27 protein-coding genes are annotated in these 24,801 nt (G+C 41.4%); 11 read left to right on the forward strand and 16 right to left on the reverse strand.

What is annotated here, in order from left to right; translation table 11 throughout:
- Positions 1-279 precede the first annotated feature (279 nt).
- A complete protein-coding gene (locus M886_RS00180) occupies positions 280-876 on the forward strand; it encodes a hypothetical protein (RefSeq protein ID WP_048050432.1) in 597 nt (198 codons plus the stop codon).
- A 702-nt stretch (positions 877-1,578) separates the two neighbouring features.
- Here M886_RS00180 and M886_RS00185 read toward each other — a convergent pair.
- The 4 genes from M886_RS00185 to M886_RS00200 all read right to left on the reverse strand — a co-directional run bounded on the left by M886_RS00185 (position 1,579) and on the right by M886_RS00200 (position 4,487).
- Positions 1,579-2,214 carry a hypothetical protein gene (locus M886_RS00185; RefSeq protein ID WP_235203831.1) on the reverse strand — a complete coding sequence of 212 codons (636 nt, stop codon included), beginning with the start codon at positions 2,212-2,214 and terminating at the stop codon, positions 1,579-1,581.
- Between the two features lie 12 nt (positions 2,215-2,226).
- Positions 2,227-2,772, reverse strand: coding sequence for a matrixin family metalloprotease (locus tag M886_RS00190; protein ID WP_048050434.1), 546 nt, complete (start codon positions 2,770-2,772; stop codon positions 2,227-2,229).
- 696 nt (positions 2,773-3,468) lie between these two features.
- Positions 3,469-4,197 (reverse strand): cyclase family protein, encoded by a 729-nt coding sequence (locus M886_RS00195; protein ID WP_048050435.1) that lies wholly within the window; start codon positions 4,195-4,197, stop codon positions 3,469-3,471.
- A 104-nt stretch (positions 4,198-4,301) separates the two neighbouring features.
- On the reverse strand, positions 4,302-4,487 hold the full coding sequence (locus tag M886_RS00200) for a DUF362 domain-containing protein (RefSeq protein WP_048037890.1): 186 nt from the start codon (positions 4,485-4,487) through the stop codon (positions 4,302-4,304).
- Between the two features lie 148 nt (positions 4,488-4,635).
- Between M886_RS00200 and M886_RS00205 the strand changes: the two genes are divergently transcribed.
- Together M886_RS00205 and M886_RS00210 are read left to right on the forward strand one after the other, a co-directional pair.
- On the forward strand, positions 4,636-5,697 hold the full coding sequence (locus M886_RS00205; RefSeq protein WP_048050436.1) for a radical SAM protein: 1,062 nt from the start codon (positions 4,636-4,638) through the stop codon (positions 5,695-5,697).
- 175 nt (positions 5,698-5,872) lie between these two features.
- The gene (locus M886_RS00210) at positions 5,873-6,499 is read left to right on the forward strand and encodes a metal-dependent hydrolase (RefSeq protein ID WP_235203832.1); all 627 of its coding nucleotides are present in this window, start codon (positions 5,873-5,875) and stop codon (positions 6,497-6,499) included.
- A gap of 198 nt (positions 6,500-6,697) precedes the next feature.
- Here the strand turns inward: M886_RS00210 and M886_RS00215 are convergent, their stop codons facing one another.
- From M886_RS00215 to M886_RS00245, 7 genes are all read right to left on the reverse strand, one after another.
- On the reverse strand, positions 6,698-7,261 hold the full coding sequence (locus M886_RS00215; protein ID WP_048039835.1) for an acyltransferase: 564 nt from the start codon (positions 7,259-7,261) through the stop codon (positions 6,698-6,700).
- A 244-nt stretch (positions 7,262-7,505) separates the two neighbouring features.
- Complete coding sequence (locus M886_RS00220; RefSeq protein ID WP_048050437.1) at positions 7,506-8,636, reverse strand: DUF362 domain-containing protein; 1,131 nt, start codon at positions 8,634-8,636, stop codon at positions 7,506-7,508.
- A 65-nt stretch (positions 8,637-8,701) separates the two neighbouring features.
- Positions 8,702-9,766: an NAD(+) synthase gene (gene nadE / locus M886_RS00225; protein ID WP_048050438.1), complete on the reverse strand. Its 1,065-nt coding sequence runs from the start codon at positions 9,764-9,766 to the stop codon at positions 8,702-8,704.
- A gap of 301 nt (positions 9,767-10,067) precedes the next feature.
- A complete protein-coding gene (locus M886_RS00230; RefSeq protein WP_048039842.1) occupies positions 10,068-11,105 on the reverse strand; it encodes a hypothetical protein in 1,038 nt (345 codons plus the stop codon).
- A complete protein-coding gene (locus M886_RS00235) occupies positions 11,086-12,564 on the reverse strand; it encodes a class I adenylate-forming enzyme family protein (protein WP_048051597.1) in 1,479 nt (492 codons plus the stop codon). Before M886_RS00235 ends, M886_RS00230 begins: the two co-directional genes overlap by 20 nt.
- A 5-nt stretch (positions 12,565-12,569) precedes the next feature.
- A complete protein-coding gene (locus M886_RS00240; protein ID WP_011032566.1) occupies positions 12,570-12,815 on the reverse strand; it encodes an acyl carrier protein in 246 nt (81 codons plus the stop codon).
- 568 nt (positions 12,816-13,383) lie between these two features.
- Positions 13,384-14,124, reverse strand: coding sequence for a 4'-phosphopantetheinyl transferase family protein (locus M886_RS00245; protein ID WP_048050439.1), 741 nt, complete (start codon positions 14,122-14,124; stop codon positions 13,384-13,386).
- 597 nt (positions 14,125-14,721) lie between these two features.
- On the opposite strand from M886_RS00245, the gene M886_RS00250 reads away from it, so the two are divergent.
- Positions 14,722-14,991, forward strand: a complete 270-nt coding sequence (locus M886_RS00250) for a DUF2551 domain-containing protein (RefSeq protein ID WP_011032568.1) — start codon at positions 14,722-14,724, stop codon at positions 14,989-14,991.
- Between the two features lie 631 nt (positions 14,992-15,622).
- Positions 15,623-16,519, forward strand: a complete 897-nt coding sequence (uppS, locus tag M886_RS00255) for a polyprenyl diphosphate synthase (RefSeq protein ID WP_200880709.1) — start codon at positions 15,623-15,625, stop codon at positions 16,517-16,519.
- Positions 16,520-16,654: 135 nt separating this feature from the next.
- Here the strand turns inward: uppS and M886_RS19280 are convergent, their stop codons facing one another.
- Positions 16,655-16,786: a hypothetical protein gene (locus tag M886_RS19280; protein ID WP_268745846.1), complete on the reverse strand. Its 132-nt coding sequence runs from the start codon at positions 16,784-16,786 to the stop codon at positions 16,655-16,657.
- A 112-nt stretch (positions 16,787-16,898) separates the two neighbouring features.
- On the opposite strand from M886_RS19280, the gene M886_RS19285 reads away from it, so the two are divergent.
- From M886_RS19285 to M886_RS00275, 5 genes are all read left to right on the forward strand, one after another.
- Positions 16,899-17,024, forward strand: coding sequence for a hypothetical protein (locus M886_RS19285; RefSeq protein ID WP_268745847.1), 126 nt, complete (start codon positions 16,899-16,901; stop codon positions 17,022-17,024).
- Complete coding sequence (locus M886_RS00260; RefSeq protein ID WP_048050441.1) at positions 17,021-19,123, forward strand: thioredoxin domain-containing protein; 2,103 nt, start codon at positions 17,021-17,023, stop codon at positions 19,121-19,123. The genes M886_RS19285 and M886_RS00260 overlap by 4 nt, the downstream gene beginning before the upstream one ends.
- Before the next feature lie 96 nt (positions 19,124-19,219).
- Complete coding sequence (locus M886_RS00265; RefSeq protein WP_015411227.1) at positions 19,220-19,450, forward strand: cytochrome b5 domain-containing protein; 231 nt, start codon at positions 19,220-19,222, stop codon at positions 19,448-19,450.
- 60 nt (positions 19,451-19,510) lie between these two features.
- The gene (locus tag M886_RS00270; protein WP_053228856.1) at positions 19,511-20,047 is read left to right on the forward strand and encodes a pyridoxamine 5'-phosphate oxidase family protein; all 537 of its coding nucleotides are present in this window, start codon (positions 19,511-19,513) and stop codon (positions 20,045-20,047) included.
- A gap of 132 nt (positions 20,048-20,179) precedes the next feature.
- On the forward strand, positions 20,180-20,950 hold the full coding sequence (locus M886_RS00275) for a hypothetical protein (protein ID WP_048050442.1): 771 nt from the start codon (positions 20,180-20,182) through the stop codon (positions 20,948-20,950).
- A 20-nt stretch (positions 20,951-20,970) separates the two neighbouring features.
- Here M886_RS00275 and M886_RS18490 read toward each other — a convergent pair whose 3' ends face one another.
- Positions 20,971-21,141, reverse strand: coding sequence for a hypothetical protein (locus tag M886_RS18490; protein ID WP_155397856.1), 171 nt, complete (start codon positions 21,139-21,141; stop codon positions 20,971-20,973).
- On the opposite strand from M886_RS18490, the gene M886_RS00280 reads away from it, so the two are divergent.
- On the forward strand, positions 21,134-21,724 hold the full coding sequence (locus M886_RS00280; RefSeq protein WP_048037263.1) for an adenylate kinase family protein: 591 nt from the start codon (positions 21,134-21,136) through the stop codon (positions 21,722-21,724). The genes M886_RS18490 and M886_RS00280 overlap by 8 nt on opposite strands.
- A gap of 83 nt (positions 21,725-21,807) precedes the next feature.
- Here M886_RS00280 and M886_RS00285 read toward each other — a convergent pair whose 3' ends face one another.
- The 3 genes from M886_RS00285 to mer form a co-directional block, all read right to left on the reverse strand.
- Positions 21,808-22,329: a nicotinamide-nucleotide adenylyltransferase gene (locus tag M886_RS00285; protein ID WP_015411232.1), complete on the reverse strand. Its 522-nt coding sequence runs from the start codon at positions 22,327-22,329 to the stop codon at positions 21,808-21,810.
- A gap of 88 nt (positions 22,330-22,417) precedes the next feature.
- A complete protein-coding gene (gene fpoF / locus M886_RS00290) occupies positions 22,418-23,458 on the reverse strand; it encodes a F420H2 dehydrogenase subunit FpoF (protein ID WP_048040244.1) in 1,041 nt (346 codons plus the stop codon).
- Positions 23,459-23,559: 101 nt separating this feature from the next.
- Entirely contained in the window at positions 23,560-24,546 is a 987-nt protein-coding gene (gene mer, locus M886_RS00295; RefSeq protein WP_048040242.1) for a 5,10-methylenetetrahydromethanopterin reductase, read from the reverse strand.
- Positions 24,547-24,801 lie beyond the last annotated feature (255 nt).

The raw sequence follows: 24,801 nt of genomic DNA on the forward strand, positions 1-24,801 counted from the left end.
ATATTTTTTGATCTCCTCGAGCTGCTCCTCAGAAAAAGATATGCATAATAGATTTTCATCACATTCTTCGCTTATTCCAAACCCTCCTGTACTTTCAGATAAACGTCATTTTCATTTTATTTTAAAAAATTATTGATTCAAGCTTTCTTCTGGCAGTCCTCTCCTTTTATCCATTAACCTGTCCTTCATCTTCAAGTTTTCCTTTTAGTTTTTAGTCTTCAGAGTTCTCTCCTTTCACGAGGTAAAATTTTTTATTATGTAGAGATCATTTACAATCATATGAAAAATATTATTTCCGACACTGAAGCCGCAGATACGATTCCCCTTAAACTTGTGGTGTATCTCGCGCTTCTGGCTGCGGTGGTGGTCCTACTGGCTCAGGCATGGAGTATAGCCTCACCTGCCCTTCAGGACGCGGAAATAAAAGCCCAGGCAGAAACCGCTTCCCTTTCCCTTCTCTCAATTCAGGGAGGATACGCCCGTAATTCGGAAGACAGATACAGCCCTGAAGGCAGCATGTGTACCCTCAAATTTTCTCTTCCGCCGTCTGTCAGGTACATCAGTTTTGGAGTGGACCCGGACCAGGAATGCAACAGCAACCTGACCGACTCGGAATGGGTTCCGGAAAATAATGCCGTTATTTACCAGTATAAAAACGGAGTTAAAAAGAGAGTGTTTCTTGAAGGGGCGCCGATCCATTTTATAAAAGGCATAGAAAACTCAGAAGGCATATGGATCCCGGCCGGCAGCCAGGAAGGTAATGAAACTTTAGATCTCCAAAACACATCAGTGATAATAGAATACCCTGTTTCAGGTGAATTCCTTTTTGAGATGGTTACCCACAACGGTACAAGGTATACAATGTCTCGATTCTGAAGTAATCGGGATAGATGTGGGTGAGGAATATAACGGCAATCTGACTGACTCAGAGTGAACCTTAGAAAACAAAACACTTATCTCAGTATGAAGTATCCATATCCTCTCTCATGATAATGGGTCATAAACCGGGATACATTTGTTACTGGCATCCCGGTAATCGATGCAATCTCAGGACATGTCAATATTCCAGATCCGCTCTGCATAAAAGCTTCCTCGATTCGAAATTTTGCTGCATTTGAATATGATAAATTCCAGGCATAAATCCCCCGAATTTCCAACTAACAACATATACTTGTCTACTAGTTGTAAAGTTTGAAGATCAATATACAATATCTGGATGCTATATACAACCCCCCCCAAAAATTTCCGCTAGACTTAGTCAGACTTCCAAGGCTAAACTATCACCTCAATCCAGTACCTATCTGTCAACCCACCTACAAGCTCAACTATGAGCATCTAAAAAAGTCCAAAAATTAGCCTATGCCGAAAATATACAAGCCAATCTGTTTTTATGGGTTTAAATGGCAAGTCAACTTATATTGTTTTCCAAAACCAATATAGTGCAGGCGCGTATTGTATGCGCGTGTGTATAAAAGTAATATCAGATAACAAATAAATTGCCGGAGGGTAATGCCGTGAGTTACAGAATTACTCTCTCATGCTATTTGTTTTATGAAAAAGCAGCTATGTCAATTATATTCATTCTTTAATTGTGCTTAATAACTCGTCCTTGCTAACAGTTTTACCAGGTCTTACAGCTTTCCCATCATCAGTTAGAGTGAACTTACCCTGCGAAAGTCCTGTAACCACGAGGTGATCAGGGCCAATGTCCCGAGTAGCATCACTAGTATCTTTGGTAAGATAAAGTAAAACTTTTTCTTCCGTTTTGAAGCTCGGTTCATCTTCCATTATGAAGGTATCGTTTCCAATCGTTCCGCCTGCCACTCTCACTATAACTTCTTTTGACGATGATGGATTTTTGAGGTATTCATCTACACTTATGACAATATCAGTATAGATAACATGATCTGGGCCAAAGTCAATATCTTTACTAAATCTATTTCCATATTTACTTGAAAGTATTTCCTTAACTGTACCTATTAAAATAATATCTGAGCCGTTAACTAACTCCTTATCATTGAGTTTTTCGCTTGATCCGCTGCCCACTCCCACAGAGGTAGTATTTTTTTCATTATTTACAAGCTTGGTATTGTCTTGTGGGAGGATATTCGCAAGTTTAGTATTGTCTTGTAAATTTGATAATGTTAAGGCACTGAACATTATTAACGAAACTACTCCAACCAGTAAGATTCCATATTTTGCATTCTTATTCATTGTCATCACCTTTTAAGGATAAAGATATCTGATGCCTGCAATATCATCTGAATCAAGAGATCTCCTCTTTGTTTCACTCGCTGCCTGCCACTTATACATCGTTTTATCAGCATCGCTATCATCAACCAAATCATGTAAATTTAACCAGTGTCCAAATTCATGAGTAATGCAGCTTTGTACATCCTGATATCCAGAAGCTCCATTAGGTGACCAAGATTTAGAATCGCTATAAAGTGTTTCCATAGATGTTAGGTACCCATTGGTTGAACCTATATACGTCATCGCTAAATATCGACTATCAAGGTATCCATAGTACAGTTTTTTGCTAGACGATTGATCATTAGAAAATCTGAAGCTTGAACCGGCGTTGTTCCATGCAGCCTTAGCGTAATATATTGGAAGTGACCAACCTATCGGAATTGTAGAATCTATTTTGTAGGAAACACTTCCAGATTGCCATTTATTTCCGGCTGAATAGGCTGATGCCTGAGGTGCTATACTTACCAAAAAAATAGTTAATAATAGCGTTCCTATCAACATTCTTTTGCCATATTTCATTATTATATCCTCCTTTAACCCAAGGAGGCAGAATCAGGCAAGCTTAAATAGACGCACAGCTAACATAATCACTGCCTCTTAGGGCATAGTTTATGGAGTTCGGGTGACATTGGGAAACTACTTTTGAACTCCATAAATTCCTCTTACCTAACTCCTTATAAGTTTTCTGTCCATTCCATCAAACTATCTTGTTTTCATACTCGTTTTGAATCTGAAATTATTCCCTGAACTTTGATTGTTTGATGGTCTGGAGAGAATTTATATATATGAGAATATCGCCTCAACTCATATTCGGGAGTTTTTTATGTAACAGATGAAATATAATAATGAGAAGTAAGTTAATTCGATTGCAAGGGCTGTAATTACGAATGTTAGAGTAAATATTTCTCCTAAATGACTTTTCTAGGTATATGTAAGCCATTATTTGCGAGATTTCGCTAAAATTGGTATGGTTTTATCCCTGCTGCCTCCAGATAGACTATAATAGTACTTCAGTTTACACAATTGTAGGTTTCATCCAAAACGTCCCGGACTTCACTACATCACAAATTATTCTCATTGTACTTTGGATGAAAATCCCCAATCAATTAATTTGGAGTATTTTATCTTAAAAACAGATATTTTGTTAAAATTTAATAAAAATATTTTCTAGTAATTTTTTTAACATATACAAAAATCAGAAAACACTAGGAAAAATCATGAGTTCGAAATCAATAATGCTCTTGCCGGAGCACCGTCACAACCTTCAATTTTCAGGGGCAAGCACAGGAAAAAATAAATTCCTGCTTCCACCGAACTCAGGTCAAGGCATTCCACAATATTCACGTTGTTTGAAAGCAATATATGATGGGCAGACAGATTTTCCGAAGAGAGACTGTCAACTGAAAAGCTGTCAATCCCGACTGTTTTGAACCCTTTCCGGACAATCCATTCCGCAGCGCCGGAATCAAGATAAACAGAATTTTCAGGCGGCTCCTCAAATTCTATTCCTTTATTGCTTTCGCCCGCCTGAAGACCTGAAACCCTTGAGTTATTTTCATAATGGAAAGAAGGTTTTGTCTTTAGAAGTAGAATTGAGACATGGTCAGTGTTCTTCAGGTGATTGTAAGCTTTGTCAAGAATAGAATCTGGCAATGCCCCTTTTATTAGGGAGAAGTCCAGAACTATTGCCTGGCCCATAAAGTTTTCGAGATTTAAATTGTCTACAGGGAGCCCGTTTTTCAGGATATGAGAGGGTGCATCAACATGTGTGCCCGTATGGCTTCCTAAAATCAGCCTGGATACTGCACACCCGTCTTTTTCTATAGTACAGGCACTTTCGATTGAAGGTTCCGGGTCTCCGGGAAAGATAGGAGTGGAAGAGGAAATCGGGACTGTAATATCTATAATTTCTCCCCTGAATGGAATTTTTTTTGGGTTAAACATCTTATCCCACCTTATCCTGAATTACTCCAACTTTTTCAGCTTCATTTCAGTTTTATTCAAAACCAGCCTGATTTTGAAGGTTCCCATTTAATTCTGTACCCGTATCATTCCATATAAATAATGGATCTGTTGGTACATTCGTCTATGCATTTCATGCAGAGGTTACATTTTTCAGTATCGATTTTAGCAAGCTCGTTTTCTTCGTAAATAGCACCCACAGGACATACATCCCTGCACTTGCCGCACCTTTTGCAGCCGAAAACCACAACATACCCATTCATCTCTGACATTAGTGAACCTTTGGAAGCTGAAGAATATATTAGTTTCTGAACAGGCATAGAGAAATTATATTTCATAAAAAATCATCGCACCACCAGCACCCGAAAAAGAGGTCAGGAAACAATCCTTATATAGGACAAAAGGATATGCAGTCTCAGAATGGAAAAGTTCACAGAGGATGAAACAGGCTCTTTTTGCAGTTACCTTTCAGAAGGCTGTAAACTCTGCCAGCAGGGCGCCAAGATGGTACTCTTCGTAACCGGGCTCTGCCCTAAAAGCTGTTTTTACTGTCCTCTTTCCGACGAAAGGCGCGGTAAGGACCTTGTTTTTGCAAACGAAAGGCATGTAAAAAACGACGAGGACCTGATCAAAGAAGCTGAGCTTATGGACGCTCTGGGGACAGGGATCACAGGGGGAGAACCCTTACTTAAGGTAGAGAGAGTCCTGTACTATATCCACCTGCTTAAAGCTTATTTCGGGAAAAACCACCATATTCACCTTTATACTTCTCTTGCTCCGGATAGGGAAACCCTTGAAAAGATGGCAGAAGCAGGCCTGGACGAGATACGCTTCCATCCGCCTCAGTCAGTCTGGGGAGAACTGGGAAAAAGCCCTTACGCAGCCGCCCTGAAAAATGCGAAGGATCTGGGAATTGAAGCAGGGATTGAAATACCTTCTCTCGAAGGCGCTGAAAAGGTCGCAGCTTTTGCAGAGAAAATGGGGATTTTCCTCAACCTCAACGAACTGGAATTTTCCGACAATAACTCCGAAGCGCTTCTGGAAAAAGGGTTTTCCCTTGAGTCAGATATTTCGTGCGCTGCAGAAGGCTCCTCCTTGCATGCTGAAAAGGCTTTCCTCGCCTGCGAAAGGGTACATTTCTGCTCTTCTACCTATAAGGACGCAGTCCAGCTGCGCAAAAGGTTTCAGAGAATTGCAAAAAACACAGCAAGGGAATTTGACGAGATTACAGAAGAGGGAACTCTTATTTACGGGGTTATCGATGGGGGAGACCAGGCACTTGCAGAAGAAATCCTGACGGAAGCAGATGTTCCTGAAGAACTTTTTGAATTAAAGGAAGGGAAAATAGAGCTGGCATGGTGGGTTCTTGAAGACCTTAAGGATGGGCTTAAAGAAGAGCTGGAACCCTCCGGAACAAAGATATTCATTATTGAGAGGCATCCATTTGAAGACGGGATGCTTGTAGAGCTCATTCCTTTATGAGCATGAATATCCGAACTTATACCCTTATTCTTTTAACAAAACCAATTCAAAATCTGTCCAGCAAGCTCAGAAAGGGTCAAAATTTTATAGAAGATTGACCAATAAAGTTTAAAGAATTATTAATCTTCCGGGGGGCCATATATGAAAGACTCTGAATACTCCAGACACCACACGTATGGAAAAAATAATAGATACATTTGAAAAAGGGTTTCTGATGCCATATCCAGTTGTACATGTTTTGTTCTTCCTTTTTTGTGTGGGCATAGTAGCCGTATATGCCATAACCGGGCCTCTTTACCGGAGAGAGCTATCTTTCAGTGACGCCAGAAAACTGCTCTTACTGGCGTTTGTGGGCGGTGCATGCACTCTCTTCCCTGATATAATGGTTGTATATAACATAATTATAAACAACACCATGGAGCACTGTTCTATCGGCTCTATCCCGACACACTCACTCCTGTTCAGTTTCACAGCAATCCTTTTCGGAGGGCTTGTCGGATACGCTGCATTCAGGGAGTTCAGCAAAGCAGTCTATATGGCAATCTTTGCAGAGTCTGCTTTTCTTACACACCTGCTCCTGGACGATATCGCAGAAGGCGGCTGTGAGTACCTTTATCCGCTGTACAGCAGTCCCATCAGTGTATTCTCAATGATGGACACGGAATTTGCAGCAGCAGGAAGCCTGTTTCACTATCTGATGGTATCTATTGTATCCGTTTTTTGCGTATTTGTTGTAATATTAATGGCACTGTTTGCTCTGGACAAATTCGGGTTTGAGTTCGGTTACAGGAAAGAAAAATAGTTATGAACCCTGGAAAGATTTGAAATAATGGGTATAAGATAAAAATAAAAAACTAAAACGGATAAAAAACTAAAATAAATATAAAACTAAAATAAATATAAAACTAAAATAAATATAAACTAAAGCAAATATAAACTAAAGCAAATAAAAAATAAAAACAGATAAAAAAGAAAGAAAAAGCAAAAAATTAAGAATAAATTAAGAATCATCAAAACTGGTCTGGAGCTCACCCACACCGTCGAGTTTTTTGATAACTCGAGCCGGATAACCAAGGGCAAGGCTGTTTGGAGAAATGTCACGAGTAACCACGGAACCTATACCGATTATTGAGTTATCCCCGATCTCGACCCCCTGAGTAATTATGCAGCCCGGATTTACAGAAACTCCACACCCTATTTTTATGGGCTCTATGGTCCTCGGATATGCCTGCCTTGTGGTCAGACTGCCTCTGGAATGGGCAGAGAGAATGCAGCGGTCTCCTATTTCAGAATAATCTCCCACTGTGATCATTTCAGGGTGAAGCCTGTCAAAAACCACATCGTAGCCTACATACACGTTTTTTCCGAGATTCACGCCTCTCATTTTATGAAATTTAGCTCTCCATGAAGGAATCGGGAACCACGCAGCAACGCGTTCCAGAACCCAGTTCTTAAAGTACTTCAGCCCAAAAATGAGTTTATTGCTGTGGTAATGATCAGCCACTTCACCAAAAGTTACTTTATCTCTGTTTGATATTACGGCAGTTATGGTAATGCCCCCCATTTTGCGGTCAAAAACGCCTGGTACTTATATTCATTACTTTTCTACTGATAAATATATTTCCCATTGTCAGCCCTGGACCGGAACATTTCCTACCGGATTCTGACCGGAAAAATTTGCTTCGGACTAGCATCCTGAATAAAGAGATTGAAATAAATAACAATAAATTAAAGAGAATCTTATTTTCTGCATTCCCATTATTGGATTATTTCCTCATATCCTGCTTTTACTCAGGCTCAGCTTTTCTTTATGTTCTGCTTCTGGTCACCACCTTCATCAGGAAGGACTTCCTGATTTCTACCGCATCATTAGGGCAGAGTTCGCGGCAGCAATAACACTGGATGCATTTTTCAGGGTTAATTTTGAGTGTTTTGTTCATTTCCTCAATTGCATGTGCCGAACAATTCAAAACGCAGGCTTTGCAAAGTGCACATTTTGATGTATTTATGAAAGGCTTTACAGTCAAATATTTTCTAAGAGTCCTCATAAGAAAAGGAGGCACCATAGCAGTTACTCCGCCTTCTGCCATCTTAAATTTGAGACCTGCTTCTTGCAGAGGCACTCCTGCAAGCTCTGGCTGTCCGTTCCCGAACCCTCTCGAAAGCGCAGCTTTATTTGTGGGCACTTTTAACGGGTCGATCCCTATGAGTTCGGAAGCAACCATATCAAGGGCTACGCAGTCATAACTTGCAAGAATCAATCCAGAATTTATGGGTGTCCCGTTGGCAGGGCCGTTTCCTTCCATCCCGACCACCCCGTCCATGACTGCAAGGTGGGGCTTGACGATTGAATATATGTCAACTATCGCCTCTCCAAAACGGTCACGGTCTTCCAGAGCATGTGCCTGCTTTCGGATCTTATGCGGCACAGCCCCGAAAAAATTTTTGAGAGCCCCGGTATAAAGGGTCAGTTCATGTGTTTTAAGCTTAGGAAGCGAAATAACAACATCAGCTTCAAGGACTGCTTTTGCGATATAAAGGCGTGGAAACTGCCTGGCTGCGGGGACAGAGACCTCAGTATAACCCGAAGTCTCGAAATTAATGAGCTCTGCCCCGCAGGAGGACGCAGCAGCCTCAATTCCGGATGCACGAAAAGCCTCCGCAGTACTGACATCGGGTCTTACAACCCCTGACCCGTCTCCTATTATCGGGATGCCGCCCACTTCCCTGACCAGCTCACACATTGCAGATACTACTGCAGGGTGAGTGGTAACAGCATCCTCCGGAGGCCGGATAGCGAGGACATTGGGCTTAAGCAGCACCCGATTGCCAGGAGCAATAATACTCTCAAGCCCTCCTATCAGGGAAAGTGCCTCTTTGATTGCACTTTTCACTTTTGAATAGTCGGAACAGCGTACAATTGAGACTGTTGTGTTCATGCTTATCCATCTGAATTGCGGATCAGATCCATATGAAATTTTGATGTAGAACCTGCTTTTGCGGCTTATCTGTCCAGATAATAAACAGGAGGAGCCGAACGCACATATTCTGTAGTATCTCTTATCCTGTCAATATGCCTCCAGGCTTTTTCTATGGTATCTCCGGGAAGGCCAGTATTCCTTTCAGCAACCTCTAAAGGCAGTTTATGTTCCTGGGCATAGAGGAGCTGATCCATGATATGTATGGGCATACGCCAGTAGAATTCCTCGTCGCTTGTGTAATGGCTCCATGTATCAGCACTTGGAGGGCGCTTTATAATTTCCTCATTTACCCCCAGATGCTTTGCCAGAGCATAGATCTGGGTCTTATAGCAGTCTGCCAGAGGTTCGAGGTCCACACCGCCGTCCCCGTATTTTACAAACTGGCCCAGGACAAGTTCGGTTTTATTGGTTGTGCCGCAAACAACATAATTTAGCTTTTCGGCATACATGTACTGGACTATCATTCTTGACCTCTGCTTGACATTCTGAAGGCCAATCAACTCCAGGTAGTCATTTGCTTTTAACCTGTATCTGGAGATAGTTTCCCCGTCCTTAATCAGCCTGATGTACGGGACATTCAACAGCCCCTGGTTAAGGAAATCAGGCAGCACAAGAGATGTTTTGTGTATTTTGGGGTCGTATTCAGGACAGGTTTTTTTAATTATCTGTTCTTTTTTGTCATAAATTCCCAGAGCCTCAATGATTGGGGAAATAGGGACCTCCTCATACTGGACACCCATGCTTTCACAGATTTCTGCTCCCAGGGTCTTGCTTGAAGGAGCCGATTCTTTTTCAGGAAGGAGGAGACCATATACATTTTCTTTGCCGAACTCCTGAACACATAGCGTCAGGGCTACAGCTGAATCTATACCTCCCGATACCCCCAGAACCACTCCTTTTTTCTTAAAGCCGGTGACCTGGTCTCTTATAAAACCCCTTATATTTTCGGCAAGCTCACCGATATCCCTGTTCAGTTCGTTCAGAATCAGAACATCACTATAATCTATTTGCTTTCCGGCACCTTTCTTTGATAATGCCCTTACATGACTCTCCGTAGTTTTCTCTACGCTACTTCCAACAATCTGCATAAAACTACTCCCCTAACAGAATATTTGTTATGTAAACTGATTATGAATTCAGAAATTTGTTATGTGAACTGGTTATGAATTCAGAAATTTGTTATGTGAACTGGTTATGAATTCAGAAATTTGTTATGTGAACTGGTTATAATTCTGGATAATAATTTCAAATCACTGAATAAATTTAAGCTACAGGCAAATGCTTATTACTGTAGGCAAATTCTGATTAACTGCAGGTAAATGATTATTGAACCTGCAATTGAGCCTTCGGATCCCTTTATTTAAACTGTCCTTTGCTCAGAGAAACAGCTTAAATTTTAAGCAGGATTTTTTTCGGATTATTTACCTTAACCTCCAGCTTTTCTGCGGCTTCCTCTATCAGTGGCTCTGAAAGTTCCTGGTGGAGCTTTTCCAGCCCTTCTCCCCTTGGCATCTCCCCGCTTCTGACAAGCCCAGCTATGTCAAAAGCATATGGATGGAAACCATACTTTTCCAGATGGTTATAACATGCAAAAGAATTCAGCGTGCAATTTGTAGAATTGCTGTCATTAAGTTCCGGAGGCTTCCACCCGAGCCCGATTACTGTCTCAAGCACTTTATCCTCACTGTACTCCCACAGGCAAAGCGGGTGCAGAATGGATGGAGCAGGCTCACCTATATTTTTAATGACCTCATTTTTAATAATGAACTGCTCGTCCCTGTCCTCAACACCTATTTTTTGAAGCTGCTTTTCAAAGAGGTTCCTTGACCACTGTATGAAATTAGCTGACAGATTGATTATGGGATTGGGAGACTGCCCTGCTGTAAAAGCAAATACAATAAAAGGCGCTTTCTGGATTATTGCCTGTTCTATAAGCTTCTGCTTAATTACACTGATACAGATATTGCAGATGTCGCTTGCCCTGTATTTAGCAAACTTCGGGAATGCATCATAAGATTCGGCTGCTTTCCGGAAGAGGTCATAAAGCACCTCTTTTTCCATTGAAAGCTTAAAATAGTCGCATCCGGTAATCTCGCACATTTTTTTTGCGTTTATTACGGCATAATCCGAAGTGAACCCGTTATCAAACTGGACGGCAAGTATTTTCAGGAAGGGATAATCTTTTTTGAGCTTGTAAAGCGTGTATGAAGAGTCTTTTCCCCCCGAAAGTGCAAATATCACATCATAGTTGCCCGTACCACTGTATTTTTTAAAAAGCCCTTCAATCCTTTTAAGATATTCTTCCTTTTCCTGTAAAGAAAGAGGGACATATGTCTCGCAAAAATGGCAGAGACCGCTTTCTTTATTGATTTCTATGCCTGGAATATCAGAATCCAGAACACACCGCTTACATACTAGCTTTGACATGCTGGTACTCCTCTATAATAGACCTGTTGGATATTTTCCCGTTCTCGCTCAGTGGGAGATGGTCAATGAAGAGGATCTCCCTCGGATAGAGATAACCCGGCAGGTTCTTCCTGCAAAAAGAAAAAATTGTATCTATCTCGGTTCTCTCATTTGGTATGACCATGAGGCTGATTGCATTTCCCATTAGCTCATGGGATACGGGCACAACAAAAACACTGGAAACCTCATTATTCATCTCGATTTCTTTTTCAATCTCTCTCGGGTTAACCCGGTGATCCCCTATTTTGATGAGATCGTCCTTGCGTCCAAGCAGTTTTATATACCCGCAGCGAAGTTTCTGTGCCAGATCCCCTGTATGCAGCCACTCGTCAATGATCTTTTTTTCCGTTGCAGCCTCGTCATTCAGATAGCCAAGCAGAATATTATCCCCTCTGGCAACAAGCTCACCTGTGACGCCGGGCTCTACCGGCTTATTTTCAGAATCAAAGACTTCCAGTGTGACACCGGGAATCGCTTTTCCTATCGTGTCGATAAACTCGTCCACGTCTTCTGCAGGCAGGTAGGAAAGCCTTGCCGTAGCTTCGGTCTGGCCGTACATTGGCAGGATCTGCGTATCCGGACTTAATTCCCTGATACTCCTTACAATGGTCCTGTCCATGGCTCCGCCAGCGGAGGCGGCAGTCCTGACATTTTGAAAGGCTTTTCGGAACCTCTCCGGATATTTGAGAAGGATGCGATAGGTGCTGGGCACTCCATAGAATATGGATACTCCGGATTCGATGAGACTGAAAACGGGGTCTATGAAATTCATTGTCCCGATTTGAATTGAGCTTCCAGCCATCAGATGGGAGTTAATTATCGAATTCCCGAAGGCGTGATGGGGAGAGATTACCAGTGCTGCTTTATCTTTTGAGCCTATGCTGAGAATCCCGGTTATTGACCTGGCATTTGAGACCAGGTTTTTATCGCTCAGCATAACTCCCTTGGGAGTCCCTGTTGTTCCCGAGGTGTAAAGCACCAGCCGAAGCCTGGGATCATTTCTTTCGAGGATCATTCTTCTGCTGAGCGTCTCTACTGAAGTATCATCCGAAACGACAATAACGGTTCCAAAACGCTCAAAAAATCCATCTCCAAACCTTGAATACTGTTTTTTCGTTGCAATTATGTTGTTAATGCATGCAGTATCAAGAATTCTTTCAAGGCTTCGCCCCTGCATTTCGATTGGCTGAGGTATTGCAATATTGCCTGACCTGTATACTGCCATAAGTATTTTGACATACTGTATTCCAGACTCTGCCAGTATTGCAAATTTGCAGTGCTCAAAGCCATCCAGAGATGAGGCAACCTTATTTATGTCCTCATCAAGGCAACTGTAAGAAATGGACTTTTTACCGTCTTCAAGAGCTAGCTGATCAGGATTTTTTCTGGCGTGCTCAGCGATATAAGCATCAATTCTCATGCCCCTCACTTCGCCAGTCTGGTTATCAGGTTGGTAATCCCCTGTAAAGAATCGAAATTCTCCGGAGTCAACATATCTTCAGGAATTTCGATAGAATATGTTTCACAGATATAATCTATCAATTCAAGTAAACCGATAGAGTCCATGATCCCGCTCTGGGTGAGAGAATCACTATCACTGATAGTCGTTTCCCGCTCCATGAAAGAATTGTTCTTCAAGTAATCGAGTATATCGTTCTTTATCTGTTCCATATAATCTTACCCCTTTAATTAATTGAAATTTTCAGTATAAGTAACACACACTTATTCATAAAGTAACACACACTTATCCATATTAGTTGAAAGCCCCACAGGTAATTATGTAATACAACTATATAAATAATTTGAGAGTATTTAATAGACAAATATTGTGTGATGAAGAATAGAAAAAGAGCTTGTGTGAGCCTGATAACGATATCGGATGTATATTAGTCCGGCAATTATATATATGGAATTGATAAAAAGAACTATTGCCAACAATATTTAATAAATTTAATTGTTTTGAAATAGAGTTGTTCCGGAATAGAATGTTCTGGAATAGAATTTAGAGTGAAATTGTTCTAGAGTAGAATTATTTTAGAGTAGAATTATTTTAGAGTAGAATTATTTTAGAGTAGAATTATTTTAGAGTAGAATTATTTTAGAGTAGAATTATTTTAGAGTAGAATTATTTTAGAGTAGAATTATTTCAGAACCAAAATTGTTTCTGAGTTGAATTGTTCCAGGTTGAGAATATTTTTCTTATTTAAAAACGAATTTCCTGCGATGATTCCTCAAATACTTATTCCTGTTTTGATAGATTTTCAGTGGTTTTCCAGACAGCTTCGCCTTGATAAGAATTTATTTTCTCAAGACAGCTTATATCAAGATAGTTAATATCAAAAATGTGCTGGCCTATTTCAGTAACAATAGACAAGATATATTTACCGTCCAGTAAAAAGTTAAAATGAGAAACATTATCGAGGTCAGACTCCTTATTTAGAGAGGAGAGCATACCTGTATTAGAATATTTACAATACGCCTCTTTCAAAGTCCATGCATTTAGAATACCCATATCATCTACAGGCTTGCCGGAATAAAAAGGGGTATTGTGGAGGTATTTTAAAGTTTTTTTCAGTTCAAACGGCCTTTTAATTTCAATGTCAATTCCAACCTTAACTCTTGATATTGCAATAGCTGCAATGTTTTCAGAGTAGGAAATGCAGATGTGCAGATCATCGTGCTTGAATACACGGACTTCTCCATGCCTGTCTTTATAAGTAGAGATATTCAGGGAAGACTCCTTATTAAGAAGACAGCACAGGATATGTTTCAAAACTGTCCTGGAGACAATAAATCTTTTTTTAAAATATAGTGTTTGGAGTTTTTCCAGGTTTTCTTTTTCGTTATTATCCAGGAATTCCGTACCCGGTGAATCGTAAGAATTCATATCAATAAAAAATATCAGGATATCACTTTTTGCCCATAAGAAAGGAATGTTTTCCAGAGTAACCGAAGGGAGTATTAAATTCCTGGTGTGCATACAGCTCCATCATATACATATTGCGATCAGTAGATATAAAACAATTAGTAAATGTTAACCTGTCTTTTAAACAGACCTTTTCTCTGCACCGGTCTTAAATCTCCTTCTGTCTTAAATTTCCTTATCCCTGAGAGGTAAGAAAACTTTTACCAGTAAAAATAAGAAAATTAAATAAAGTAATCCAGGATTTTTATTTTTTCGAGATATTTTTCTTTCTTTAAAGCATCCTTAAACAAAAAATATAAAGTAATATATTTGAGATAAAAGAATGTTTTATTCTCAGTTTGTTCTCATGAAAAACGTGAAGCTCAGCTCTTTTTTGTATAGGAAGCGGGTCTGAAAGGCGCCCGAAGATCCGGGGTATGCTTCAATATAAATATTTAAAAAAAAGTAATCCTAAAATATATAAACGATAAGGATATAGGGTATTCGATTCTTAGCTCCCCCTTAACGGGGTCGCATCCCTCTGGAAATATAGCCGGAACAGGATGAATACGGTATAAAAGAATATAATTAAGAAAAGAATATAATTCAAAATTATCATTAAAACTGAGGTGTCCGAAACTGCAGACTGCGGAAGAAAGGGTAAGAGCGAGATTGATAAAGTATCTCGGCAGGGACGAAAACGGGATACGCAAGGTTGTGCTCAATCTCTTCCTGACCGGAGACAAGTTCACCACCGGTGAAGTTTATGACTACCTTGATAAAGGAAATTTCGAGGTAAGCTACCGGGGAGTGTCAGCCATGGTCGGGCTTATGAATACGAGACTCGGAATACTGAGCATAAACGTTACAGGGGATCATAATGTGTATTCCCTGAAAGAGACTTACAAAAACATTGTCGGCTCTGTTCTAGAGAACTACTGAGCCGCCTTATTGCTGTAACTCCTGTTTTTATGTGAGAAGAACTTTCCAGATCTCCTGTTCTATTCTGTTGATATCGAAACAATAAATTGTAAATTTGAACATCTATTAAAAATTAGTGTCTTGTTATAAAAAACAGAAATATAGAGAATTAGCATTCCATAAAAATCGGTATAATTAATTTTACTTTCCCCTGGAGTTGATATCCCGAAAAAGTCCTGTTGTATCAGAATGCCAGCCCAAAAGTGTTTAAAAATATTAAAATAGTTTTACATACATAACTGCAATTCCTATCAACAGGTCATATAGCATTAACAGAGAATATCATAAGCATTTCCAGTAGATACCATAAGGATTAACAGGACTTTACTATTTCAATGTATTGCACTATTAAAGGGCGGAAATAAAGCTTAAGCTTCATGCATCAGAATAGGCCATAAGACCTCCAGAAAAAAATAAAATTTAGCTTTCCAAATATGTGAAAAATTTAATACCACACCGCAAAAAATGTATATGAATATTCCTGTTACCTATAATATTCCTGTTATCTATCATATTGCCAGGGGGAAAAGAAATAATTAGCCTTAAAATGGGATCATTGAATAAAGGAGCCTTTCAGGCAGGGCTTCGCTTCATGAAAAATCGGACTTTCAGTGTGTTCTACCGGAAATACGAGCAGATCCTGGAAAAGGAGATTCTGAGTTCTGAAATTCCCGAGCACATAGCTGTAATTATGGACGGAAACCGCAGATACGCCGGACAGCTGGGAAAAGCCCGAATTTTCGGACACGCTATGGGAGCAGAAGTTACTGAGCAGGTTATTGAATGGTGCTATGAGATAGGAGTAAAACAGCTTACTCTCTATGCCTTTTCCACGGAAAATTTCCAGCGTTCGGAAGAAGAGGTCGGTGGGCTCTTTAACCTTATCAATGAGAAATTTTTGAAGCTTCATACTGATAAGAGAACTTATGAAAAAGAGATGCAGGTCAGAGTTATAGGGGACAGAACAAAACTGCCTGCATACCTGAACGAATCCATTGACAGAATTGAGAAAGCCACGGAGCATCACAGGAAATTCAGCCTGAATGTGGCTATTGCTTATGGTGGAAGGCAGGATATAATGCAGGCTGTAAGGGATATCGCAACCTGTGTATCCAGCGGGAAACTTTCTCTGGAAGATGTTAACGAAAGCCTGATCTCAAAACACCTCTATCCTGCCCCCGGAGTCCCTGTCCCCAATGTGGACCTGATCATCCGCACCGGAGGGGATGAGAGAATATCAAACTTCCTTCCCTGGCAGGCTAACGGCAGTGAATGTGCAACTTATTTCTGCGCTCCTTTCTGGCCCGAGTTCCGAAAAATCGACCTCCTTCGTTCTGTCAGAGTTTATCAGGCCAGAAAAGAAGAAAAGAAACGTGAGCATTCGTATCGCATCTCAAAAGTTAAGAACTTTCTCAGGGTAGGGAAATATGAGGATAAAAGTGAAGACCTGGGACAGCTCCTTCCTTTAAAAAAGCAGGGAGTCTCCTGAGCTACTTAAAGCTTTGGGGAAAGACTGGGACTGAATTAAGAACAGCAATTAATCCCATTCTTAACCTGGATCTTTACACTCATTATAAAAACTCTTTTTTCGCAAATTGCAGGTCCCATACCTTTTTTTCAAAACTTACTTTCCTGCCGGCTCTCTTCCGGGAAAAATAGCCCCGAAAACACCGTTATATTGATATTCCGGGGGGACTATCTTAACTGGGGAAAGTCTGGCTATATCTAATTTTTCAATTCCCGTAGTTATCATCATCTCTGAAAACCTGGTACAAACCAGAAAGTAAAAACAGGATCAAATAAGGCAAGCCGGCAAAATTGTCCGGCAGGTGATCAAATACTTACTTATTCGGATGAGGGGAGTTATTATGAATATTTATGAAGAGTTCAATCCTTTTATGAATATTTATGAAGAGTTCAGTCCTTATGCCTGCGAGGAGTACACTTCAGGGCTTGAAAGGCAGGATCTGGATCTTGATGAAGAGCAGGAGTGATTATACTGGAAAAAGAACCGAAAGAACCTAACCACCTGATTAAAGAAAAAAGTCCTTATCTTCTACAGCATGCCTATAATCCTGTAGACTGGTACCCATGGGGAGAAGAGGCTTTCGAAAAAGCCAGAAAAGAAAACAAGCCTGTTTTTCTCTCAATCGGATATTCGACCTGCCACTGGTGCCATGTGATGGCACATGAGTCTTTTGAGGACGAAGAAGTTGCAGGGCTTATGAATGAAGCTTTTGTCTCCATAAAAGTGGACAGGGAAGAACGGCCAGATATCGACAACATTTACATGACTGTCTGCCAGATTATCCTTGGCAGAGGAGGATGGCCTCTCAATATCATCATGACTCCGGGCAAGAAGCCTTTTTTTGCTGGCACATATATCCCGAAAAACACACGCTTTAACCAGATAGGAATGCTGGAACTGGTCCCCAGGATAAAAGAAATCTGGAAACAGCAGCATGAAGAAGTGCTTGATTCAGCTGAAAAAATTACATCCACCATCCAGGAAATGATTAAGGAGTCCTCAGGAGAAGGGCTCGGGGAAGAGGTAATAGAAGAGGTTTATGAAGAACTTCTCAGCTCGTTTGATACGGAATACGGAGGTTTTTCAGGAGCTCCGAAGTTCCCCACTCCTCACAAGATTTCCTTTTTGCTCCGTTACTGGAGGCGCAGCAGAAACCCTGAAGCCCTTCATATGGCCGAATACACACTGGACAAAATGCTCAGGGGAGGGATCTATGACCACCTGGGATCAGGTTTCCACAGATATTCTACGGACAGCATGTGGCTTCTGCCTCACTTTGAAAAAATGTTATACGACCAGGCTCTTACTGCAATTGCGTACACTGAAGCCTATCAGGTTACCGGAAAAGACCTGTATAAAGAAACAGCAGAAGGAATCCTCGATTACGTCCTGAGAGACCTTACATCCCCGGAAGGAGGTTTTTACTGCGGTGAGGATGCGGATGTAGAGGGGGAGGAAGGAAAATACTACTTATGGACTCTGGAAGAGATCAGGAGCATCCTTGGCCCTGAGGATTCCGAATTGATAATAAAAATGTTCAATTTGAGAGAGGAAGGAAACTTTGAAGAGGAAATAAGAGGCAGAGAGACCGGAACAAACCTTTTCTATATGGCTCGCTCTCCAGGGTCACTTGCAGCTAAGATGAAGATTCCTGTAGAAGAAGTCGAAAAGAAGGTAAAAGCTGCCAGGGAGAAACTCCTTAAAGCCAGATATGAGCGCAAAAGGCCTTCGCTGGACGATAAAATCCTTACCGACTGGAACGGGCTTATGATTGCTGCCTTTGCAAAAGGTTATCAGGTTTTTGGAGAGCAGAGGTATCTGAAAGCTGCAGAGAAAGCTGCGGATTTTATTCTTATGGCTCTTTACAGTCCAGGGGACAGGCTGCTTCACCGCTACAGGGACGGGGTTGCAGGGATCTCAGGAACTTCCGATGACTATGCATTTTTGATTCATGGGCTCCTGGAACTATACGAGGCGGGATTCAAAATGCGCTACCTTAAAGCTGCAGTTTCTCTTAACAGCGAGCTTCTCGAATGCTTCTGGGACCCTGTTAATGGCGGACTCTACTTTACAGCAAATGACAGCGAGGCTCTTATATTCAGAAAAAAGGAGTTTATGGATTCGGCAATACCTACCGGTAACTCATTCGAAATGCTGAACCTTCTGCGCCTCTCCAGAATAATTGCAGACCCCGGACTTGAGGAGACGGCTGACAAACTCGAACGCGCGTTTTCAAAACAGATTATGAAAGCGCCTTCTGGATATACTCAGTTCCTGTCAGCCTTTGATTTCAGGCTTGGGCCGTCATACGAAGTGATAATTTCGGGAAAAGCCGAAGCTCCGGATACGGAACAGATGCTGAAAGAGCTCTGGAGTTATTTTGTGCCCAACAAGGTGCTTATTTTCAGACCTGAAAGAGAAAAATCTGAAATTACTGAGCTGGCAAAGTATACAGAAGAACAGGTCCCAATTGAAGGAAAGGCAACTGCATACGTCTGCCAGAACTACGAATGCCAGCTTCCCACCACAGAGATCAGAGAGATGCTAAGGATGCTGAATGTTTGAGCCCGGTCTCAGGCTGGTTGCGGATTCCAGGATGGCAGATTCAAATTTATAAAACCAGATTATGACTTTAACGTGAAAGAACTGGAGGATATGAAAATGAAAGAATATACGCTTGAAGAACTTTCAGAGTTTAACGGCAAGAACGGTAAGACCTATGTTGTATATGACGGCCAGGTGTACGATGTATCAAACAGCTATCTGTGGGAAGACGGAACTCACCAGGGGCTGCATGAATCAGGAAAGGACCTGACGGAGGATATGGATGAAGCGCCTCACGGACCAGAGGTCTTTAAGGACTATCCTGTTGTCGGGACTTTGAAGAAGTGACCTGTTATCTAACAGGTTATTTTATTTAAAAAGAAAAAGAAAAACTGAAGAGTTGTGACTGTGAAAGATAAAAATGAATCAGTTATCCCGCATGGAGTTATCCTGCATGGGCCAGAAGAGAGAATAAAGGAAAGTTCCAGAGAAAAAACAGGGCTGGAGAAAGAAGAATGCATAAGACAGTTGAAAACTTTCTTTGAATCCCAGCCCCATGCCGTTCTGGCCACTCAAAACGGAAAAACACCTTATGCAAGCCTTGTTTCCTTTGCTTCAAACGAGAAGCTTACATATCTGCTTTTTGCGACTGCGACGGCCACCAGGAAGTACTCAAACATTCTGGAAAACCCTTCAGTGGCACTTTTAATAGATAACCGGAAGAACACAAAAGAAGATATTCAGGAAGCAACGACAGTAACAGCCCTGGGGAGGGTTGAACAGATAGAAGATTTCGAACGCAGCATAATGGAAAAAATCTATTTAATGAAGCACCCGCACCTTGCGGACTTTCTTAATTCCCCTAAAACTGCTTTTCTGAAAATCCGGATGGAGAAATACATTGTTGTGACCCATTTCCAGCGGGTTGTGGAAATTTCGGTTTAATACGCTTATTCGGCCTGAGAGATTTACTCTGGTTGATATCTTAAAAGTCAGACATTTTAGTTTTAATCAGAACTTTTGTTGAATCTTCTCATTTTCTCATTTTCTCATTTTTCCTTAAAGGATGATGAAACAATGAAAAAAATAACCACTTATTTGTTATTAATACTCTTATTGACAGTATTAACCGGACTATTCATTATTGAGACGAATCTAAGAGACTGGAGAGCTGACGAATTAAGACCACATTACGAATATACGGTTAAAATAAGTGGTCTTTCAGGAACTGAAGTATTGGGAACAACTAAAATTTTAGTCCCAATTCCTGCAACAAAAGAAGGAGTTTTTGCAATCACGTCTTCTCAGGAAGAACCGTCTTTTTTCAAAAGTTTTCTGCAAGAGAATGTTTTCCACACGCCAGAGAAGTACATAAGAGGAATATATTTTGAAAATACTACTGAGTCACTCGACAATAAATCACTCAATGGAAACTGGACGACTTCTATTGTAAATACCAAACATGGTCCAATGCTAGAATTCAGGACAAACGAATCTGTTCTTACAGATATTTCCTTTTCAAAGATTGTAGTATTGGAACAGATGAACCACGAAGACCCTATTAATGAAAGCAGTCCTATATTATATCCGATTGCAGGTGAAGTATCATTAGTAGGAGAAGATTATCAATACTTTCGATTAATGTCCCGAGTAATCACATATGAAACTTATATTGAAATGAGTGATAATATCAACAGTAAAGCCATAAAATTTGATATTAGCCTTGAAGTCTATCCAGATGTTACTGAACACGATGGAGATAAAGGCACTTATAAGAATAAACTGGATGTGGTTGTTGCCGAATCCGGCGAATTAAAAAAGAATGCCACTATTGAAACATATTTGTAACTTATTTTTTAATTTCATTGTTAATTTCCATTTTTTCGAGAAAGGCCGGTCGTGCTCTCACGACAGGGGAGAGCATGGGGACCAGAATAGTCGATAGGTACAGGCGCTAGCAGGGAAACCCCAGCACTCAGATTCTTCAGGGCGGCATTAAGTATAACTGCGATAAACCCTATCTCCCCCTCCATGCTCATAGGACTCACAGGTACGCCGGGAACAGGAAAAACCTCAGTAAGCAAACTTCTCGAAAAATGCAGGGGATGGAAAGTGGTCTACCTTAATGATCTCATAAAGGAAGAACACCTGTACTCAGAAGTCGATGAAGAAAGGGACTCCGTAATTGCTGACATGGAACTCATCAGGGAGCGCCTTGCCGGAATTCTTGGAGGAGAAAAAGGACAGCATGCCGAAAAGGCAAAAGTAAATGGGGAGGAAAAGGAAAATATCACTATCATCGAAAGCCACCTAGCTCATTACATAACAGATATTGTGATAGTGCTCAGGGCTTACCCTCCCGAACTCAAAAAAAGGCTTGAAAAACGCGGATATTCTGAAGAAAAGATTAACGAAAACGCAGAAGCCGAGTCAATTGATTTGATCCTGGCAGAAGCTTTTGAATGGTGCAAAAAAGTCTTTGAAGTAAATACGACCGGCAGGACTGTAGAAGAGACTTCGGAAGATGTGGAAAAGATTATAGATTATATTCTTGCTGGCAAAGAAGAAGAACTGCAGGAATACATTCCGGGCTCACTTGACTGGATTGACTCTGTGCCCTGAAAGATACTCTAAAAACCATAAGAAGCTTAAAGATGCTCTAAAAACCTTAATAAGCTTAAAAGAAGATTATTGCATAAAAGTGGTCATAAAGAAAAATTGCTGTCACTGGTAGAAACATTCTTCAGGCGGGAAACTCCGTCGAAGCTTTTGATTACCTCTGCGACCGGTTTCGGGACAAGGTGCTCCCACTTTTCTCCTTCTATCATCCGCCTTCTGATCTCAGTGCCGGAGTATCGTTCTCTAACGTAAAGGGGAGATTCCTTAACACAGAACCCGGCTTCCCTGAAAAGCTGGATGACAAGAGGGTTGTTCGAGTACACCACGTCAAAACGGGGAGTTCTGGATACGACGTGGTGAACCCAGATAGAGTTATATCTGACATCTTCGATGGGGACGACGTAATGACGGATAGAAAGGTGCTCAAGTGCATTATAAACCATAAGAACCCTTTCCCCTGCAGTGAAAGGATCAATGGCTTCATGGCTTTTCTGGGCACTCCCTATGCCTATGACCAGTTCGTCCACCTCTTCTGCAATCCGCGCGATTACGGCATGGTGTCCGAAGTGATACGGCTGAAAACGTCCTATGTAAAAAGCTCGCGTCATCGTATCCAACCTCGAATGTACCATATTTCTTTTTTGAATTAAGTTTCGGATTTAAATTAAGTTTTGAATTTAAATTAAGTTTCGGACTTCAGACTGTTTCACTGCGGATTCCGGTCTCAAAGCTGAATTCCTTGCAGACTTCCTGGAAATGTTCCGCATTACCCTTGCGCTTCATTTCGATAAGCTTTCCAACAAGTTCGAGGCCTGGCTTGGGGTCTTCCATTATCTCCATCTCATCCCGAACCATATCGAAGTATTTTTCCCCGATTTCAGTCCTTATGAAAACAGAGTTCCACCCGTCAGGTGCTCCAACAGAACCCACAGAGATATCGGCAAAGACAGAGGTATAGTCGCAGCAGTGATGGCAGGGATTCCTTGCATACTTTGCAATATCCTTGATAGGCACGGAATGGACTTCCCCATCCTTTGTGTAGACCCAGAACTTGCCTTTTGTGAATTCCATCTTTACGATATCCCTGACGTTTACTTTCATGATCTCAGGGATAATTTTGTCGAGCATGACATCATGATGGAAACTTTCCATGCAGAGCAGGCCAATAATGAGCACAATCTTCTCGTTTACGTTTTCCCGGATCAAACGTGCAGCATGAGCCTGGCAGGGCACCCCTACAACTGCAATCCTGTCGTACTTCTCAAAAGCTTCCCTGAGAGCTGCTACTACGGGATCAGAAGTATATTTTGTTCCTCTTGTCCTCTCAACGTCTTCCGCACTTGTGAGCAGAACAACTTCAGGTTCCCAGTTTTCGTTCCGGGTGATTCCCACAGCACAGTCAATTTCACCTTTATTGAAGAGGGCTTTGAGAATTCCGCTCGTTACGCCTCCGTCCTGGCTGCCGGCATTATCTTTAGACTTTGCGCCAAAGAATTTGCGGACATTTAAAAGCTCGTTTTCAATGAAACCGTCCACTACGGGACAGATCCTGCTGCAGGTCAGGCAGCCTTCGCAAACCTGGAACGCAGCCCCTTTTTCATACAGGCTCAGATCGTTCGGATCTCGAATTTCTGCCGCCTTCTTTACGGTAACAGCTCCAATGGGACATACAGCCTCGCATGCCCCACAGGCTGCGCATACGTCATATTGAATGACTTCTGCAATCTTTGGTGGCAATCAGTTACCTCCACTGCCTTGATAAGCTTGCCTTACTGGCAAGACGTTTTTAAAAGTATAAAGGGATAAATTAAAAAAAATTATTGCAGGATGTAATAAAATTACATCTTTGCAATGATCTCTTTGCCTATAAGCTTTATTGCCTTTTCTTTGTCAGGACCGATAGGGGATCCGGCAACAATCTGGGTTACTCCGATTGCTTCGAGGTCTTTAATCCTCTTCATGCAGTCTTCTGGAGTTCCGCAAATTGAGAAAGCCTCGATCATCTGTGGGGTAACAAGCCCGCCCATGAGAGATCCGAAGTCTCCTTTGGCAATAGCCTCTCCGATCTGCTTCTTTGCTTCGACAGAAATGCCGTGGCGTTCGAGGACAAGGTCTGGGGATCCTGCGACAATGAAAGCGACCACTACTTTTGCAGCATTGACTGCTTTTACAGGGTCTTTGTCAATGGAGAAACAGGCATATGCAGTTACATCGACTTCACTCGGGTCGCGGCCTACTTTTTCGGCACCCTTGCGGATCTGTTCTACAGCGACTTCAAAGTCCTTGGGGTGAGAAGCATTGATAAGGACACCATCTGCAACTTCACCGGCAAGTTCGAGCATCTTGGGACCCTGGGCACCCATGTAGATTGGTATTTTTCCAGCCTTGAAGGCGAGCTTTGCACCTGCGAACTTGACCATTTCGCCGTCCATGGAGACTTTTTTGCCGTCTATGAAGTCTCTGATGGCCTGGATTGCCTCTTTTGTGGTTGCAAGAGGTTTTTCCCATGCAATGCCCATGGCATCGAAGGTTGCTTTGTCTCCGGGGCCGAGACCAAGAACTGCCCTGCCGCCTGAAATCTCAGCAATGGAAGCAATGCTTGATGCTGTAATTGCAGGGTTTCTGGTGTAGGAGTTTGTAACACCGGAGCCGATCTTGATGCTGTTGGTGTTCAGAGCGAGAACAGTAAGAGTGGAATATACGTCACGGTTGTTGTAGTGGTCAGTGATCCAGACATAATCGAATCCCTGCTGTTCTGAGAGCTTTGCGTAATATGCGATCTTTAAGGCAGGATCGGCTGGTACAAATTCAATTCCGAACTTCATCTTTGATTACTCCTTAATCTACTATTTAATAACTAGATGGGGGATTTTTATCCCATGATGAATATAGAGATCAAATTATAATTAACATCTATTACAATAGATGTTAATTGCAACCTCTAACTAGAATTCACATAACAGTATTTAAGAATCTATATATAATTAACTGTATTAAAGGAAATGTATATAAAAGGACTGATAAAACAAATCCTCATACAGTCATTACACTGAAAACCTGCACAACGCAGGGCTCATTCA

It is taken from the genome of Methanosarcina soligelidi, assembly GCF_000744315.1.
Lineage (GTDB): Archaea > Halobacteriota > Methanosarcinia > Methanosarcinales > Methanosarcinaceae > Methanosarcina > Methanosarcina mazei.